Annotated in this window: 18 protein-coding genes; 3 read left to right on the forward strand and 15 right to left on the reverse strand. The window is 53.5% G+C overall.

Annotated features, from left to right (window positions below; genetic code table 11):
• Window positions 1–252: 252 nt before the first annotated feature.
• Together B2U47_RS16340 and B2U47_RS16345 are read left to right on the forward strand one after the other, a co-directional pair.
• Window positions 253–2808 (forward strand): penicillin-binding protein 1A, encoded by a 2556-nt coding sequence (locus tag B2U47_RS16340; protein WP_296680845.1) that lies wholly within the window; start codon window positions 253–255, stop codon window positions 2806–2808.
• On the forward strand, window positions 2808–3413 hold the full coding sequence (locus B2U47_RS16345) for a hypothetical protein (RefSeq protein ID WP_296680842.1): 606 nt from the start codon (window positions 2808–2810) through the stop codon (window positions 3411–3413). The genes B2U47_RS16340 and B2U47_RS16345 overlap by 1 nt, the downstream gene beginning before the upstream one ends.
• On the opposite strand, the gene hemE is transcribed toward B2U47_RS16345, so the two are convergent.
• The 4 genes from hemE to fur all read right to left on the reverse strand — a co-directional run bounded on the left by hemE (window position 3404) and on the right by fur (window position 5711).
• A complete protein-coding gene (gene hemE, locus B2U47_RS16350) occupies window positions 3404–4468 on the reverse strand; it encodes a uroporphyrinogen decarboxylase (RefSeq protein WP_296680839.1) in 1065 nt (354 codons plus the stop codon). The genes B2U47_RS16345 and hemE overlap by 10 nt on opposite strands.
• 59 nt (window positions 4469–4527) lie before the next feature.
• Entirely contained in the window at window positions 4528–4983 is a 456-nt protein-coding gene (locus tag B2U47_RS16355; RefSeq protein WP_296680946.1) for a GatB/YqeY domain-containing protein, read from the reverse strand.
• Window positions 4984–4999: 16 nt separating this feature from the next.
• Entirely contained in the window at window positions 5000–5215 is a 216-nt protein-coding gene (gene rpsU, locus B2U47_RS16360; RefSeq protein WP_002710445.1) for a 30S ribosomal protein S21, read from the reverse strand.
• A 76-nt stretch (window positions 5216–5291) separates the two neighbouring features.
• Window positions 5292–5711: a ferric iron uptake transcriptional regulator gene (fur, locus tag B2U47_RS16365; protein ID WP_296680832.1), complete on the reverse strand. Its 420-nt coding sequence runs from the start codon at window positions 5709–5711 to the stop codon at window positions 5292–5294.
• Between the two features lie 66 nt (window positions 5712–5777).
• On the opposite strand from fur, the gene B2U47_RS16370 reads away from it, so the two are divergent.
• On the forward strand, window positions 5778–6107 hold the full coding sequence (locus B2U47_RS16370; protein ID WP_296680829.1) for an outer membrane protein assembly factor BamE: 330 nt from the start codon (window positions 5778–5780) through the stop codon (window positions 6105–6107).
• A gap of 3 nt (window positions 6108–6110) precedes the next feature.
• On the opposite strand, the gene B2U47_RS16375 is transcribed toward B2U47_RS16370, so the two are convergent.
• The 11 genes from B2U47_RS16375 to leuC form a co-directional block, all read right to left on the reverse strand.
• On the reverse strand, window positions 6111–6359 hold the full coding sequence (locus B2U47_RS16375) for a hypothetical protein (protein ID WP_296680826.1): 249 nt from the start codon (window positions 6357–6359) through the stop codon (window positions 6111–6113).
• A complete protein-coding gene (locus tag B2U47_RS16380) occupies window positions 6359–6694 on the reverse strand; it encodes an RnfH family protein (RefSeq protein ID WP_296680823.1) in 336 nt (111 codons plus the stop codon). Before B2U47_RS16380 ends, B2U47_RS16375 begins: the two co-directional genes overlap by 1 nt.
• Window positions 6681–7118: a type II toxin-antitoxin system RatA family toxin gene (locus B2U47_RS16385; protein WP_296680819.1), complete on the reverse strand. Its 438-nt coding sequence runs from the start codon at window positions 7116–7118 to the stop codon at window positions 6681–6683. Before B2U47_RS16385 ends, B2U47_RS16380 begins: the two co-directional genes overlap by 14 nt.
• A gap of 67 nt (window positions 7119–7185) precedes the next feature.
• Window positions 7186–7626, reverse strand: coding sequence for an RDD family protein (locus tag B2U47_RS16390; RefSeq protein WP_296680816.1), 441 nt, complete (start codon window positions 7624–7626; stop codon window positions 7186–7188).
• A gap of 80 nt (window positions 7627–7706) precedes the next feature.
• Window positions 7707–9161, reverse strand: coding sequence for an NAD-dependent succinate-semialdehyde dehydrogenase (locus tag B2U47_RS16395; protein ID WP_296680811.1), 1455 nt, complete (start codon window positions 9159–9161; stop codon window positions 7707–7709).
• 11 nt (window positions 9162–9172) lie between these two features.
• Window positions 9173–9955, reverse strand: coding sequence for a tRNA pseudouridine(38-40) synthase TruA (truA, locus tag B2U47_RS16400; RefSeq protein WP_296680807.1), 783 nt, complete (start codon window positions 9953–9955; stop codon window positions 9173–9175).
• A gap of 72 nt (window positions 9956–10027) precedes the next feature.
• Window positions 10028–13345: a FimV/HubP family polar landmark protein gene (locus B2U47_RS16405; protein WP_296680804.1), complete on the reverse strand. Its 3318-nt coding sequence runs from the start codon at window positions 13343–13345 to the stop codon at window positions 10028–10030.
• Between the two features lie 223 nt (window positions 13346–13568).
• Entirely contained in the window at window positions 13569–14609 is a 1041-nt protein-coding gene (locus tag B2U47_RS16410) for an aspartate-semialdehyde dehydrogenase (protein ID WP_296680801.1), read from the reverse strand.
• Between the two features lie 3 nt (window positions 14610–14612).
• Complete coding sequence (leuB, locus tag B2U47_RS16415) at window positions 14613–15692, reverse strand: 3-isopropylmalate dehydrogenase (RefSeq protein ID WP_296680798.1); 1080 nt, start codon at window positions 15690–15692, stop codon at window positions 14613–14615.
• A 28-nt stretch (window positions 15693–15720) separates the two neighbouring features.
• Entirely contained in the window at window positions 15721–16356 is a 636-nt protein-coding gene (gene leuD, locus B2U47_RS16420) for a 3-isopropylmalate dehydratase small subunit (RefSeq protein ID WP_296680794.1), read from the reverse strand.
• Entirely contained in the window at window positions 16356–17759 is a 1404-nt protein-coding gene (gene leuC, locus B2U47_RS16425) for a 3-isopropylmalate dehydratase large subunit (protein WP_296680791.1), read from the reverse strand. The genes leuD and leuC overlap by 1 nt, the downstream gene beginning before the upstream one ends.
• Window positions 17760–17849: the final 90 nt, after the last annotated feature.

Below are 17849 nucleotides of genomic sequence, written 5' to 3' on the forward strand. Positions count from 1 at the left end.
ATAATGTTTTTTAATCTATTTGTTAGGCAATGGTAGCGTCGAACCACGAAATAGTCTACTCTGCCCCCCTCAGCAAACACGTTTTCAGATAAACGGAATCTGCGGGCAATTAACAAAACGTGCCTCTTGGACGCTACAATAATCGCAGGTTTCATGGCAGGTTAAGGCTGGTTGGGATGCAATGACCCTCAAACAGGGCACTGTCCAGCAATCAAATGTTAAATACCTAATTTTTGGCTTGAATTTGTAGTCATGCGTTTCATTGGAAAATTTATCCAGATTATTTTTGGTGCTTTCTTCGCACTGCTTACTCTTGGCGCACTGGGTTTGTTTGGGATTTACCACTACTATTCCCCACAACTGCCCAGTGACGAAGAATTGCGCAAGATAGAAATTCAGGTTCCATTACGCATTTATACGCGCGAAAACCAGTTAATTGCCGAATACGGTGAAAAACGTAGCCGCCCGGTGACACTCAAAGAAGTTCCTGAGCAACTCAAGCAGGCTTTTCTGGCTATTGAAGATACCCGTTTCTACGAACACAATGGTGTTGACTTCAAAGGAATTGCCCGCGCCCTCTACAGCGTGGTTTCCACTGGCTCAGCCAGCCAGGGAGCAAGCACCATCACCATGCAGCTTGCTCGCAATGCTTTCCTCAACGCTGAAAAAACTGTCGACCGCAAGCTCAAAGAAACCCTGCTGGCAATCCGCCTCGAACAGGAATTGGAAAAAAATGAAATCCTTGAGCTGTACCTCAACAAGATTTATCTCGGCAAAAGTGCTTACGGGGTTGCTGCTGCCGCAGAGACTTATTACGGCAAGCAACTGCACCAGTTGACCCTCGCACAAGCCGCCATGATTGCCGGTTTGCCCAAGGCTCCTTCCCGCTATAACCCGATTGCCAACCCGGAACGCGCCATGATCCGGCGCAACTATATCCTGCAACGGATGCTGGAGCTAGGCAACATCTCCCAAACTGATTACCAGACGGCCATCAACGAACCCAACACTGCTCAGGTTCACGAGACCGAAATTGAAACCAGTGCCCCTTATTTGGCAGAAATGGTACGCGCTGAAATCGTCAAGCGTTATGGTGAAACCAATGCGTATACACAAGGCTACCATGTGCATACCACGCTGGATTCCAAACAGCAGGCTGACGCAGAAAAGTCACTGCGCAATGCACTGCTAGCTTATGACCGCCGTCACGGCTACCGGGGTGCTGAAGACAAGATTGATCTGAGTGACTTCAAAACCGAGGAAGAACAGCGCGACAAACTATCCACCTACCCCAAAATGGGCGAACTGGAACCAGCACTGGTATTGAAGTCCGACTCCGGCTCTGCTGACCTGCTGGTAGGCGAAAGCCGTATTATCCTTGACATGGAAGCAGTAAAATGGGCGCGGGAATTTGAGAATGAAGACCGGCGTGGTGCTGCCCCCAAAAAAGTCAGTGAAGTCCTCAAGGCAGGCGACATTGTGCGTATTATCCCCACTGACGACAGCAAAAAAAGCTGGAAACTATCGCAAATACCCACTGTCGGTGGTGCCATCATTTCGATCGACCCCAAGGATGGGGCTATCCGCTCGGTCATGGGTGGGTTTGACTTCTACCATTCCAAATTCAACCGCGCCACTCAGGCAGTACGTCAGCCTGGTTCCAGTTTCAAACCCGTTATTTATGCAGCCGCGCTCGCCAAAGGCTTTTCCCCCACCAGTATTGTCAATGATGCTCCAATTACTATTCCTGGCAGCTCCTGGAAACCGGAAAACTTCGGTGGACGTTACATTGGCCCCACTACGCTGGCTGAAGCGCTGGCAAAATCCCGCAATCTGGTATCTATTCGCCTGTTGCGCAGCATTGGTATCAATTACGCCATCGACTACGCCACCAAATTTGGCTTCCCACAAGCAGACCTCCCCCCCAACCTGACCCTAGCGCTAGGAACCGGCATGACCACACCCTTGGGCATGGCAACAGCGTATTCTGCCTTCGCTAATGGTGGCTACAAAATCGAGCCTTATTTCATCACCCGCATCGAAAACAGCACAGGTCAACTGGTAGACGAATTCAAACCCATCAAAGTCTGTGGCGACAACGTGGAATTCTGCACTAACAGCAAGCAGGAAGCCAACAAGGACATAAAAAATACTAAGGCTGATGACAAGAAGACCGACAAGGACACCAGTAAAGACAAAGATGCCAAAAACAGCAAGACCATAGAAGACAAGCCATTTTGGGAAACCGCTGGCAACACCGAAAACGCAGCACCGGTAGCCGATCAATATCCGGCAGCCAAACGCATTATTGACAGCCGCACCCACTACCAGATTGTCAGCATGTTGCAAGGTGTCACCCAGTTTGGTACGGCTGCTCGCGCCAGCCGCGCTCTCGGACGCAAAGACATCGCCGGAAAAACCGGTACAACCAACGACCAGAAAGATGCCTGGTTCTGCGGTTTCACCCCGAACGTTGTCACTGTCACCTGGATGGGCTTCGATGACATGTCAAAACTGGGCGAAGGTGAAACAGCTACCAACGTCGCCCTACCCATGTGGATCGACTATATGCACCGGGTACTGGAAGGCACACCATCCAAGGAATGGGACAAACCGGATGACTACAAGGAAGCAAATGCCGCCCCAATTGACAATAGCTTGCAGGATGGTGAAGGTAATGCAGCAACCCCTTCCGGTACTGGCTTCCAGTATCAAAGCGAGCAGGATTTGCGCCCGCAGCGCCCAAATCAAGCTCCGGCACCACGCCGTCCACCTGAACGTGTAGAAATTCCCGAACAGCTTTTCTGATGCGCAACACCACCGAAGAACTACGCCATCTGGTGGCAGAAGAAGCCGCTCGCCTGATTTACGAAGAAGGGATGCGTGATTACCGGCTAGCCAAACTGCGGGCTGCGGAACAACTGGGAGCGAGCTTGCAGGCTGCCAGCCAGCCCAGCAACGAAGAAGTGGAAGCCGCCATCCATAACCGTATCCAGTTGTTTGATGCCGCCACCCAGCCAGTCTTGTTGCGACAACACCGCCTGGTTGCGTTGGAAGCGATGGATTTCCTCAGCCAGTACAACCCCTACCTGACTGGTGCGGCATTGGAAGGTACATCCAGTCCCCATTCAGCCGTTACTTTGTTTCTGTCTGCCGACAGCGCAGAAGAAGTGATGTTCTATCTGGAAGACCAGCACATACCGTTCCAGACTCATGAACGGCGAGCACGCTTTGGCAGCAGAAAGCCTGAATACTATCCGTTGTTACGTTTTTACGTGGATGATGTGGAGGTGGAATTGATGATTTTTCCGCATGACGATCGCTTTGCTAGCGCCCCCATCAGCCCGATTACCGGCAAGGCAACCCGGCGGGCAGAACGCAAGAAAGTAATAACACTACTGGATCAGGCGTGATACTGCCGCCCAAGCTCATGGACGGCATCAACTAGCGCAGTAACATGCTCAGGATTGACATGCTGATGAATACCATGCCCCAGATTGAATACATGCCCGGAACCCTGCCCGAAACTGGCAAGAATCTCAGCCACTTGCTGACGGATAATCTCCGGTGAAGCGTACAACACACAAGGGTCCATATTGCCCTGCAACGCTACCTGAGCACCCACACGACTACGTGCTTCGCCGAGATTGATTGTCCAGTCGACACCCAGTGCATCGCAGCCAGTTGCTGCCATCGCCTCCAGCCACTGCGCCCCACCTTTGGTAAACAGGATAACCGGAACTCGGCGGCCTTCGCTTTCGCGTTGCACACCATCGACAATTTTTTGCATGTAACGCAGGGAAAACTCACGGTAGGTTGCCGGAGTCAATGCGCCACCCCAGGTATCGAACACCATCGCGGCTTGTGCCCCTGCCGCAATCTGCGCATTCAGGTAGAGGATGATGCTGTCAGCGAGCTTGTCCAGCAACAAATGCAGCGCTTTAGGATCACCGTACAACATGCCTTTGACTTTGGCGAATTCCTTGCTGGAACTGCCTTCAACCATATAGGTTGCCAATGTCCAGGGGCTGCCGGTAAAACCGATCAGGGGAACGCTCCCGTTCAGCTCACGACGAATGGTACGCACTGCATCCATCACATAGCGCAACTCACCTTCCGGGTCGGGAATACCGACTTTTTCAATGTCTGCCCTGCTTCTGAGCGGATGCGTGAAACGTGGGCCTTCACCTTCGGCGAAATACAACCCCAAGCCCATGGCATCAGGCACGGTCAGGATGTCGGAAAACAGGATGGCTGCATCCAACGCATAGCGTTCCAGCGGTTGCAAAGTGACTTCGCAGGCCAACTCGGGATTTTTACACAAATCCATGAAGCTACCAGCCCGCGCCCGCGTAGCACGATATTCAGGCAGGTAACGTCCGGCCTGACGCATAACCCAGATAGGTGTCGTATCAACTGGCTGTTTCAGGAGTGCGCGTAAAAAACGGTCATTTTTAAGTTCAGTCATATCACACCCCTGAAAAAACCATCAGCAGAAACCCGCAAAAAGGTTCCTGCCATCAACCATTAAGTACCCAAACGGGCCTTGATCATGCCACTCAGCTTGCCCATATCGGCACGCCCCTGAGCCAGTGGCTTAAGCCAGTTCATTACTTTGCCCATGTCACGCACGGAAACAGCACCTGTTTCTGCTATCCCTTGCTGGATCAGTGCGTACAGCTCATCTTCCGTCAATGGCTGGGGAAGGTAAGCCTGAATAACGCCCAACTCAAACTCTTCCTGGTCAGCAAGGTCGGTACGACCCGCATCCTGATACTGACGAATAGACTCACGGCGCTGCTTGACCATTTTGTCCAGCACTGCCAATACGGCAGACTCATCCAGTTCAGTACGGGTATCTACTTCCAGTTGCTTGATGGCAGCCAACATCAGACGGATCACACCCAAACGGGGCTTGTCCTGCGCCCGCATGGCGGATTTCATGTCTTCGCTGATTTGCGTTTTCAGGCTGGCATCAGTCATTGGCAAGGCGAATTGATCAGTACAGACGAACGCGGCGGTTCAGATCACGGGAAATACGCTTGAGGTTACGCTTGACCGCAGCAGCACGCATACGTTTACGCACAGAAGTTGGCTTTTCATAGAATTCGCGACCGCGAACTTCGGCAACAACGCCTGCTTTCTCACAAGTGCGCTTGAAACGGCGCAGGGCTACTTCAAAAGGCTCGGTATCGCGTACTTTTACACTTGGCATAAAAATCCTGTCTCAAAATCCGTAGGTTGAGTAAAACGGCGGATTATACCGTTACGCCAGCCAAATGCAAAAGCATTCATGCGTTTTCGTCGCTTTCCCCGATAAATTCCCCGTACAGGATCAGGGAATGATCCTTGATACGGAAATTATGCAACCGTGCCAGTTCCTGTTGGCGCTGCTCAATGATTTCATCATAGAACTCCACTACCCGCCCGGTTTTCATGCACACCATGTGGTCATGATGCTCCTCGGTAGCAAGTTCAAATACCGCCTGCCCCCCCTCGAAATGATGGCGGTTGACCAATCCGGCAGCCTCAAACTGGGTGAGAACACGGTAAACGGTAGCAAGACCGATTTCTTCACCGTTTCCCAGCAACAGCTTATAGATGTCTTCTGCGCTCAAATGATGTTCCTGCGAATTACTCAGCAAATCGAGAATCTTGACTCTTGGCTGCGTAATTTTCAGACCGGCGCGTTTAATATCACGTTCTTCCACCCTGCACTCTCCGTCGTGAATAGTCTATCATGACACCCATGTTTATAATGGATAGCCTAGATTAACATGATAAAGTATATCATTTCATTTTCTCTTGCTACGGCCTTGTTGGTAGGGGGATGCAGTTCCTACAAAATGGAAATCCAGCAAGGCAATTACATTACCAGCGAAGAACTGGCACAGGTACAAACCGGCATGAGTGCTGCCCAGGTGCAAGCTGTTCTGGGTACCCCACTGCTAGTCGATGACTTCCACAAGAACCGCTGGGATTATGTGTTTTACCTCAAATCCCCCGGTGAAGCTGTCAAGCGTAGCAGCGTTACCGTTTTCTTCCAGAATGGTGTCGTGCGTGACATCCGCCGTGATGATGCATTGGTAGAAGTCAAACCCAAGTAGACATTAAGCCAGCCACTCTACCAAATAGTACAGGTATTGCCCTTCCGATGACTTGGAAGGGCCGAGTACTATTGCCGGAAAACGTTTGGCATCACATTTTGCAGCAGCAACAGCAGCGTCAGCATCCGCATACGGCTGGATACAACTGGCAGGAAAACGGTTGCGCCCCGGCTTGAACTTGGGCAAGTAAACGGTAGCAAAAATCGGGCGCGACACCCCACCATCAGGATCAGGAGGAACCATGCCGTGCATCAGGTATCCACCTCATCGGCAGCATCCCCGCCACCTTTTTTCATGCGTTTGCCTTCTGCGGCTCTTTGCTTGCGCACAGCTTTAGGGTCAGCAATCAACGGACGGTAAATCTCAATACGATCACGGGCACGCAAAGGCTGGTCAAGTTTGCTGACTTTGCCGAAAACCCCTGCTGCCAGTGTCGCCAGCTTCAGTTCCGGGTAACGCTCCAGAACCCCAGAAGCCACAATGCCATCCTGGATGCTCGCGCCCTCCGGCACTTGTACCGACAGCAACAACTGCTCGTGTGGCAGCGGATATACAACTTCAATCGTAATGGTTTCAGAGTTTGCCATAGACTTTTTTCGCCCGCTCAACAAAGGAATCTACCAGCGTATTGGCGACCTGATTAAAAACAGAGCCAATCGCCAGACTTAAAATCTTGTTGGAGAACTCGAAATCCAGATCAAGGGATACCTTGCACGCTCCCGGCTGCAACTCATCAAAACGCCAGAAACCATGCAAATGCTGGAAGGGTCCATCCACCAGACGCATTTCAATAGTCTTGTTTTTCTGCAAACGATTGAGCGTGGTGAAACTTTTGTTGACCGCACCTTTGGCAATTTCGATGGTGGCTTTGACCTGATCCTCATCCCGCACATGTTCCAGCGCAGTACGACACCACGGCAAGAATTGCGGATACAGGGGAATATCATCGACTAGCCGGTACATTTGCTCGGGGCTATATGGCACTAGTGCACTACGGTTGATATGCGCCATGCGTGTTCCTGTTCTCCTGAAAGCAGGAAGTATCCCACATCATATCAACCGGGTCAGCCCCATGCCGTTATCGCTGGATAATCATCGTCCCGGAAAGCCGATCATGCCAACCCAGTGGCTTGTTCCTGTCAAACAGGCCAACGATGCCAAGCCCGAACGAAAGCACATTGACCAGATAGCCAACATAACGCAACAGACATTGCACACCGGAAGGCTCCTGTTGGGTCGCGGCATCCACCAGCCGCAAAGACAGCAACATCTTGCCAGGCGAAGAACACGACAACCACCAGAAACCCACGAAATACAGCAAAGGCACGCAAACCAGCAACAAGAATATATCCATCCAAGCAACGGCTGCCGGATTTCTAAGCCAAACATCACCTGCCACCATAACGACACTCATCAACAGTAGCAAACCCACCAGTATCGAATCGAATGCAACAGCCAACAGGCGCATCTGCACACTGGCATAAGCCGGAAAAGCATGGGTAAAGTAACCTCTATTCATGTATGACACTCCTTTGTCACCCGCAAGTACTCATGCCTTCAAAGTATAGATGCTGCCTCCACAAATTTTGCAAAAGAGTTTCACACACCCGCCATATTGATATATTTAAGCTCCATGTATTCATCCAGACCGTAGCGGGAACCCTCCCTGCCCAGCCCGGACTGCTTAACCCCTCCAAACGGTGCAACCTCGGTGGAAATCAGCCCGGTATTGACCCCCACCATGCCGTATTCCAGAGCTTCCGACACACGCCAGATCCGCCCGATGTCACGTGCATAGAAGTAGGCAGCCAAGCCGAATTCCGTATCGTTGGCCATTTTCACCGCCTCAGCCTCATCTTCAAAACGGAATAACGGTGCAACCGGTCCGAAAATTTCTTCTCGCGCCACCCGCATGGTTGGTAAGACCCCCGTCAACACGGTGGGCTGGTAAAAAGTCCTACCCAATTCATGCCTGCCACCACCGCCGACAACCTGTGCCCCGAGGGAAACCGCATCTGCCACCAACGCCTCCACCTTGCACACCGCAGCCTCATCAATCAGCGGCCCTTGGGTAACACCCTCATCCAGACCATTACCCACTTTCAGGCTCGCAACCCTTGCTGCCAGTTTTTCAGCGAATGTTGTATAAACACCGGCTTGCACCAGAAAACGATTGGCACATACGCAAGTTTGCCCACTGTTGCGGTACTTGGAGAGCAAAGCACCTTCCACCGCCGCATCCAGATCCGCATCATCAAACACAATGAAAGGTGCATTCCCCCCCAGTTCCAGCGAGAGTTTTTTCAGGGTTGGGGCACATTGCTGCATGAGCAGGCGACCGACTTCGGTAGAACCGGTAAACGACAGCTTGCGCACCACCGGGCTGGCGGTCAGCTCTCCACCAATAGCCACCGGGTTGCCTGTCACCACGTTGAAAACACCCGCAGGCACACCCGCCTGCTCCCCCAGTTGCGCCAGAGCCAACGCAGTCAGCGGGGTCTGTTCAGCCGGTTTGAACACCATCGTGCAACCTGCTGCCAATGCAGGCCCCAGCTTGCGAGTCAACATTGCCGCCGGAAAATTCCACGGTGTAATCGCCGCACACACCCCGACTGGCTGGCGGATGACCAGCAAACGCCGGTCAGGCTGGATCGTAGGGATCACATCACCATAGGCACGCTTGCCCTCTTCGGCAAACCAGTCAAAAAAGGAGGCTGCGTAAGCGATTTCACCACGCGCTTCCGCCAAGGGTTTGCCCTGCTCCGATGTCATCAGTATCGCCAAATCCTGCTGGTGTGCCAGCAACAGCTCAGCCCAGCGGCGCAGGACACGCCCGCGTTCTGCTGCCGTTTTCTCTCGCCAGGCAGGCAAGGCAAGCTCTGCGGCAGCAATGGCCTTGCGGGTTTCGTTTGCACCACACAGCGGCACATCAGCCAGTTTTTCGCCAGTTGCCGGATTGACAACCAGCATGGTCTGACCGGCATCAGCATCTACCCACTCGCCATTGATATAACAGCGGGTACGTAACAAGTCCTGTGCTTGCAATGCCTGCATGGCAATCTCCTTCAGCTATGGAAAAACGGTAAGGTGTAGGTATCGGGTAGCCCAAATTCCGCTGGATACGCAACATGTACAAAATACAATCCTGCCGCAGGGGCTGTCATCCCCGCTTTGGTACGGTCACGCCATGCCAGCAGTTCTGCCATCCATGTTACCGGATGTTCACCTGCTCCCACTTTCACCAGTGAGCCGACGATATTACGCACCATGTGATGCAGAAAGGCATTCGCCACAATATCGACATACAGGAAATCCCCTGTGCGCGTCACCTGTACCGAGTGAATCTCGCGGATGGCATGACTGGCCTGACAGCCCGCTGCACGGAAACTGGAAAAATCCTGCTCCCCCACCAACACCTGCGCAGCAAGATGCATAGCCTCTGCATCCAGCCTGCCATGTTGCCAGTAGACACGGTTTTGCAGCAAGGCCGGGCGGGCAAGCCTATTCAGGATGACATAGCGGTAACGACGGGCAAACGCAGAAAAACGCGCATGAAAGGTATCCGCCACAGGCTGGATCCAGCGCAGGGCAATCGCATCCGGCAAGTGGGCATTGCAACCAAACAGCCAGCCCCGTTCAGGTCGCTGGGCATCCGTATCAAAATGGATAATTTGCCCTAGCCCGTGTACACCGGAATCCGTCCGACCAGCACACACCACGCTGACCGGATGTGCTGCCACGGTCGACAGTGCCTGTTCGACGTGTTCCTGCACCGTGGGGGCATGGGCAAGCCGTTGCCAGCCATAAAAAGGCGTTCCGTCATATTCGATACAGGCTGCAAATCTCATGGGCTTGACCGGGTTACGTAAATAAAAAAAGGCCGGATGAACCGGCCTTTATAACGGGAAAACGTGGATTGCTCAACCTGTCTGATGCAACAGCACTTCGGCTTCACGACGTTGGTCATCATTACCTTCAACCATGACCTCTTCCAGTGTGCTGCGAGCACCTTCAATATCGCCCATGTCCAGATAGGCACGCGCCAAATCCAGCTTGGTACTGATATGCGCCTCGTGCAGGTCGATTTCCTCATCCGGGAAGTCAAGGAACGACAGGGCATCATCAATATCACCCAACCAATCCCCATCAGCACTTTCTGCCGGAGCGTAGAATGTGTCTTTCGGCAAAATACGGTTGATGCCACTGGCATTATCCAGGTGCAAGTTAAGGTTGGCGACGTGACCGGCAGCTTTCGCCACAGGTACTTCCGGCTCCATAACAGCAGCCGCTATGGGTGCTGGCTTGACTGGTTCATCAGTAACGAAATCCAGCAGATTATCGCCGTCTGCAATGGTTGGCACGATGCCAAAGGCTACTGGCTCAGGCTGTTTGTCCTCAAGCCCCAACTCCAGATCCAGATCAGTCAGATCCAGCTCGAAATCATCGTCTACCGCTGCCACAACTGGTTGTGGAGTGGTTTTTTGCACCGGTTCATCAAAATCAGACAAATCCGGTAACTCATCGTCAAATGCTGTTGCGGCAACAGCAGGTGTGGTAGGCACATCACGGGATGGACGCTCGTCATCCTGCAACAGTTTGTCAAGATCCAGACCGTCAAAATCAAGATCGCCGAGATCAAGGTCAGCGAATTCATCATCCGCAGATGCCTTACTCTCAACCGCAACAGGCTTGGCTTCCATGTCCAGCTCACCCAAGGCACGATCCAGATCCAGTTCAAAATCATCCGTGACACTAACCGGTTTATCCTGTGGTTTGACGGATGTTGTGTCATCATGGCTTGCCACTGCTGCAACCGATGCCGTTGCAGCAGCAACTCCACCGAGTGCGGCAGCAACCGTAGCGGCTACGCCACCCACCTTGCCGAGACCATTCTCCTGATAGAGAGCGTTATCAGGGCTGATCTTGCGCCCCCATTCAGCAATGGCTTTCCACAAGGCAGACTTGTTATTACCTTCCAGACCGGCGAACTGGCTGGCCTGACGGTCGAATGCTTCGCGGTTGTTGGCAACAAAGTAGCACTCAAGCAGCTTGTGCCGATATTCCAGACGCTCAGGATGACGTTCAATGCCTTTCTTCAACTCGCTTTCAGCCTGCTGATACAAACCGTAGGCGATGTAAACATTGGCTTCGGTCAAAAGATCATCTTCTTCCTGACCATCACCGCTGACTGACTTGCTGTCAGATACATCATCCCATGCACCGCCTGCGACACCAAATGGGTCGGCTGCATCATGCCCGTGATGATCATCAAATTTCTCTCCGCGTGTTTCAGCTTTGTCCAGCTCATTTTCCAGAGCACCCAGATCAAAGCTGTCAGCGGCATGGAAGTTGTCCGTGCCAACATCCGGTTCATCACGTAGACCGGATGCTTTGTAATCCGCCCGTCCAGCCGGTTTGCGACGGCGACCCAGCAACCATAACAACAGCAGCAGCGCCAATGAACCTGCACCGATTTGCAAAGCCAGTGGTGAAGTCAGCAAGCTCAGCAGGTCATCGTTGCCCTCACTTTGGTCGGCGAACACCTTGGGCGGCTTGTTATTCGCATCGCCACCTGTTACCGGGGAAACCGGCACCACGGTTGTATTGTTCTGCTCGGCAGGTTTGGTTTCTACCGGAGGTGTCAACGGTATGCTGGAACGCCCGCCCATTGCCAAACCAGCCGGAGTTGGTCTGTCAGGAACAGCGGCTTGCTGTTCAGTACCCTGGGCTGCCGGAGTAACCTGATTCGCGGGTGTTGCCGATTGTGCCGGAGTAGCCTGATTCGCTGGCGTTGCCGGTTGTGCTGGGGTTGTAGGCTGTGCCGGAACAGCTTGGTTCGGCGCATCTGGCGTAGTAGTAGCTGGTTTCTGCTCACCCCGCAAGACGGCATCATTGCCTTGCCCCGTTACATTGGCAACATGGGTCTGGATGTCCTTACCCTGATCTGGTGGCGTTGTCTGAGGTGTAGCCGCCTGTTGCGCTGGCTTGCTGGCTGCGTTGTCAGTAGTTGTCTCGCTGCCCGTAACCGGTGGAACAGCAACTCCCTTGTCAGTCAGTTGTTTCTGCAAACCGGCCAGTTGCTCGTCGCGCAAGGAGATCAAGCGGTCTTTCTTGCCCATGAGGGCTTCAAGATCAGAAATACGTGACTTGAGCTCGTTGTTTTCATTCTGACGTGCGGTCAGGGACTCACGTGCCAAAGACAGCTCTTTTTCCAGCTCTGTCAGCTTGGCATTCCCGGCAGCTACTGCTGCTTTGCTGTCGGTTGTCTGCCCTGCTTTTGCCCCCAGCACTTCCAGACGCGCCTTGTCTGGGGTCTTGGCAACATTGTTGGCAGCCGCATTATTATCCGCCAGTTTGGCTGGAGCCTGAGCAGTCGTGGCAGGCTTGTCCGCCGCACCTGTGGCTTTTTGCGGAACGGTATTTTTGGCCAGTGTCTTGCGCAATTCGCGCCAAGCGGCATTTTGCTGACGAATTTCGCGGCGAGCTTCAGCGCGGGAAACACTACTGGCCTCATTGGCAGCCGGTGCTTTCACTTCGACACCTGAACGCAGATTGTTGATATTGCCGCCAATGAAAGCATTCGGATTTGCCCGGAACAGCGCCATCATCATCTGGTCATTGCTCACACCAGACTGCTGAAGGCGTGAAGCTACCCGGAACAGGGTATCACCCGGTTTGACGCGGTAAGTCCGGTTGCTTGCCTGTTGTGCCGTAGCAGCCTGACGTGCGGGTGGCTGAGCACCCTGACTGGCTTGCTGTTGTTGCGCTGGACGACGCACAGTTCCAGCCGCCTTGGGTTCGGCACGCACCGTTGCGTCACCCGCGACCGTATTGCCAGGTTGCATCAGTACTGGCGGGTCAAGCATCACGGTATATTCTTTGAGCAATTGCCCCTGGGGCCAACTGACTTCCAGCAGGAAATTGACAAACGGTTCCTGCATGGGCACATCAGACGTGACCAGAATAACTGGCTTGCCGCCCTGCACGGAAGGAGTGAAATTCAGATTGCCGAGAAAATCAGGACGCGCCACACCTACTCGGTTGAACACATCAGGAGACGCCAGACGTACCTGAATCTGGCTAGCATCCGCAGGAGCTGCCGCCAGCAAGTCAATGGTGGCACGAAGTGGCTGGTTCAGGTGAGAACTGGATTCGATGTCCCCAAGCCCCAAGGCGTTGGAGGCCGCAGGATATGCACCGGCGATGAATACAGCTAAGCTCAGAGCCTGTTTATTCACTGCAATTCCCCTTTGTATCTGTATGATTGTGGCATCCCTGATTCATCACCTTAACTAAATTTCTTATTAGCCCTTATTTTTTTGATGAATAGCGATTCTGGTTGTTGTTGTTACGCTGGAACTATATATCAGTACGTTACGCTAAGCAACGCTATACCCAAGCAAGCCCGGACACTGCACAAAATCTGCTTCATATCCTAAGCCTATTGTCGATAATAGCGAATTAATTCCCGCTTAACCAATCCGGCAGATAATCGCGCACTAATATTTCAGCAATCTGTACAGCATTCAATGCGGCACTTTTGCGCACATTATCCGCAACCACCCACAAATCCAGACCTGCTGCACAGGAAATATCTTCCCTGATACGGCTGACATACACCGTATCCGTATTCACTGCGTCTGTGACGGGAGTGGCATAACCACTATCAGCACGTTCATCCAGCACCGTCACACCCGCAGCGGCTGTCAGCAGACGAACGGTTTCTGCTGCTGACAGTTTTTGCGCGGTTTCGACGTGCAGGGCTACGGCATGTCCGAAAAATACGGGAACACGCACCGCACTCGGGTTTACCGGCAACGTTGCCTCACCCAGTATTTTGCGCGTTTCCAGCACCATCTTCATTTCTTCCCAAGTATAGCCGTTTTCCTGGAAAGCACCGATGTGTGGCAAAAGGTTGAACGCAATCTGGCGTGGATACAGGCTGGGTTCGACCGGGCGGGCATTCAACAACTGGGCAGTCTGACGAGCCAGCTCATCCACTCCCGCCCTGCCGCTTCCTGAAACTGCCTGGAAAGTCACCGCGTTGATGCGAGTGACAGTGACACGATCATGCAAGGGTTTGAGTACTGCCAGTATCTGGCTGACCGTACTACCAGGATTGGCAATGATCCGACGGGTCTTGCCAGCGGCAATATCCTGCGGATTGACTTCTGCCACTACCAAAGGCACATCGGCATCAAAACGAAAACAGGCGCTATCGTCGATAACGACACAGCCTGCGACTACTGCTTCCGGTGCATAACGGGCAGCGATGTCCTCACCGGCTGCAAACAGCACAAGCTGCACGCTAGCAAAATCGAAATCTGCCAGCGGCTCGACATCCAGGGTTTTGTTGCCGAAATCGACATCCTGTTCACCGTCGGTTTCTGCTTCCAGTGCATACACACGACCTGCCGGAAACTTGCGGGAAGCCAGCAAATCCAGCATGGCTTCACCGACCAGCGTGGTCGCCCCAACAACAGCAACATCCACTTTGTTCATGACTTAACCTTGCAATGCCGCAACGACAGCATCACCCATCGCTGCCGTACCGACTTTTTGGCAACCGTCAGTATAGATGTCGCCTGTGCGTACTCCATCAGCCAGTACTTTTTTCACGGCGACTTCGATACGGTCAGCCAGATCGGCACGGTTGAGGCTATAACGCAGCAGCATGGCAGCAGACAGGATGGTTGCCAGCGGGTTGGCAATCCCTTTGCCTGCAATGTCGGGTGCAGAACCGTGGATCGGCTCGTACAGGCCACAGGCAGAGGCATTCAGGGAAGCCGACGGCAACATGCCAATGGAGCCGGTCAGCATCGCTGCCGCATCCGACAGGACATCACCAAACAGGTTGCTGGTAACGATAACATCAAACTGCTTGGGCGCACGCACCAGTTGCATCGCCGCATTATCAACGTACATGTGGGAAAGCTCGACTTCAGGGTATTCCTTACCGACTTTCTCGACGATTTCACGCCACAGTTCGCACACTTCCAGCACGTTGGCCTTGTCGACGGAACACAGGCGCTTGTTGCGCTTCATGGCAGTTTCAAAACCAACGCGGGCAATGCGCTCAATTTCCGATTCAGTGTAGGTGGCAGAGTTGAAGCCCTGACGCTCACCATTTTCCAGCACCCGAATGCCACGGGGCTGCCCAAAATAGATGCCGCCAGTCAATTCACGCACAATCATGATGTCCAGACCTGCCACCACTTCCGGTTTCAGGGTGGAAGCAGAAGCCAGTTCTTCGTACAGGATCGCCGGGCGCAGGTTGGCAAACAAGCCCAGATCAGCACGGATAGCGAGCAAACCACGTTCCGGGCGCAGTGGACGATCCAGCGTGTCGTACTGCGGGCCACCAACCGCTCCCAGCAGGATGGCATCGGAGGCTTTCGCCAGTGCCTGGGTGGTTTCCGGGTAAGGCTGACCTTCACGGTCATAGGCAATACCACCGATGTTGGCGTATTCAAACGTTGCATCCAGGGAGCCTTCCGCCTTGAAAACGTCCAGCACCTTGACAGCTTCCGCCACGATTTCAGGCCCGATACCGTCGCCGGGCAGCACGAGAATTTTGTGTGTCATTATTTCGTTACCAATCCAATCAAAATCATTAAAACAACCAGGGTGCTTGCTGTTTGCGCTGTACTTCATAGGCACGGATGTCGTCAGCATGTTGCAGGGTCAGACCAATGTCATCCAACCCGTTCAACAGGCAGTATTTGCGGAACTCGTCGATGCTGAAGGCAAACGCATCACCAGCAGGCGTCACTACTTGCTGGTTCGGCAAATCCACCGTCAACTGGTAGCCTTCCTGAGCCTGTGTTTCGCGGAACAACTGTTCAACCACTTCGACAGGCAAGGCCAGCGGCAACAGGCCATTCTTGAAGCTGTTATTGAAGAAAATATCGGCAAAACTCGGGGCAATCACGGTACGGATACCATAATCCGTCAACGCCCACACTGCGTGCTCACGCGAGGAACCACAACCAAAGTTTTCACGTGCCAGCAGCACCGATGCACCGGCATAACGCGGGAAATTCAGCACGAAACCGGCATTGACCGACCGCTGGCTGTGATCCATACCCGGCTCGCCCGGCTCGTTATAGCGCCAGTCATCAAACAGGGTGGGGCCAAAACCGGTACGCTTGATGGATTTCAGGTATTGCTTGGGAATAATCGCATCCGTATCAACATTGGAACGGTCAAGCGGCACAACCAGGCCAGTGTGTACAACAAATTTTTCCATTACAGTGCCCTCACATCGACGAAGTGACCGGTGACTGCCGCAGCCGCAGCCATTGCCGGGCTAACCAAGTGGGTACGCCCCCCCTGCCCTTGCCGCCCTTCAAAGTTGCGGTTGGAGGTGGAAGCGCAACGCTCGCCCGGTTCCAACCGGTCGGCATTCATCGCCAAACACATGGAACAGCCCGGTGCACGCCATTCAAACCCGGCTTCGATGAAGATTTTGTCCAGCCCTTCCTGTTCAGCCTGTTGTTTGACCAGACCGGAACCGGGAACCACCATCGCCAGTTTCACATTGCTGGCAACCTTGCGGCCTTTGGCAATGTCGGCGGCAGCCCGCAAATCCTCAATGCGCGAGTTGGTGCAAGAACCAATGAACACCTTGTCGATCTGCACGCTGCTGATCGGGGTGTTGGCTTGCAGCCCCATGTATTTCAGGGCGGCACGGATACCGTTAGCCTTGACGCTATCGCTTTCCTGTTCGGGGTCGGGGGTATTGCCATCAACGGGAATCACCATTTCCGGTGATGTACCCCAGGTAACTTGCGGCTTGATGCTGGCAGCATCCAGACGTACCACCCGGTCAAACACGGCATCCTCATCGGAATGCAGGTGATTCCAGGCCGCAACAGCCTTGTCCCAGTCTGCGGCCTTGGGTGCATACGGGCGGCCTTTGACGTATTCGATGGTGGTGTCATCCACTGCCACCATACCGGCACGCGCCCCACCTTCAATCGCCATGTTGCACAGGGTCATGCGCCCTTCCATCGACAGGTCACGGATCGCTTGCCCACCGAATTCGATGGCATAACCTGTGCCACCGGCAGTACCGATTTCACCAATGATGGCCAGCACGATGTCTTTGGCGGTCACACCGGAACCGACCTTGCCATCCACACTCACCAGCATGTTTTTCATCTTTTTCTGGATAAGGCATTGGGTTGCCATCACGTGTTCGACTTCGGATGTACCGATACCGTGAGCAAGTGCGCCGAATGCACCGTGGGTGGAAGTGTGCGAATCACCACAAACCACGGTCATGCCCGGCAGGGTTGCACCTTGCTCAGGGCCGATGACGTGGACGATCCCCTGGCGGATGTCGCCCAAACGGAATTCGGTGATACCGAAATCGCGGCAGTTTTCATCCAGTGTTTCGACTTGCAGGCGTGAAACCGGGTCGGTAATGCCATGCTCCAGACCGATGGTTGGTACATTGTGGTCAGGTACGGCGACCATCGAATTGATGCGCCACGGCTGGCGGTTAGCCAGTTTCAAGCCTTCAAATGCTTGCGGCGAGGTGACTTCATGCACCAAATGACGGTCAATATAGAGCAAACACGTGCCGTCGGCCTCTTGCCGCACCACATGCGCATCCCAAACTTTGTCGTAGAGCGTTTTGCCAGCCATAAATCGATAAACTGCCGTTGGAAAAGGGGTACATACTACCGATTTTGCAGGGCATCATCTAGCTGGAATTGTGCTAATCTTCACGCGCAT

The organism is Thiothrix sp. UBA5583, assembly GCA_002425225.1.
Lineage (GTDB): Bacteria > Pseudomonadota > Gammaproteobacteria > Thiotrichales > Thiotrichaceae > Thiothrix > Thiothrix moscowensis.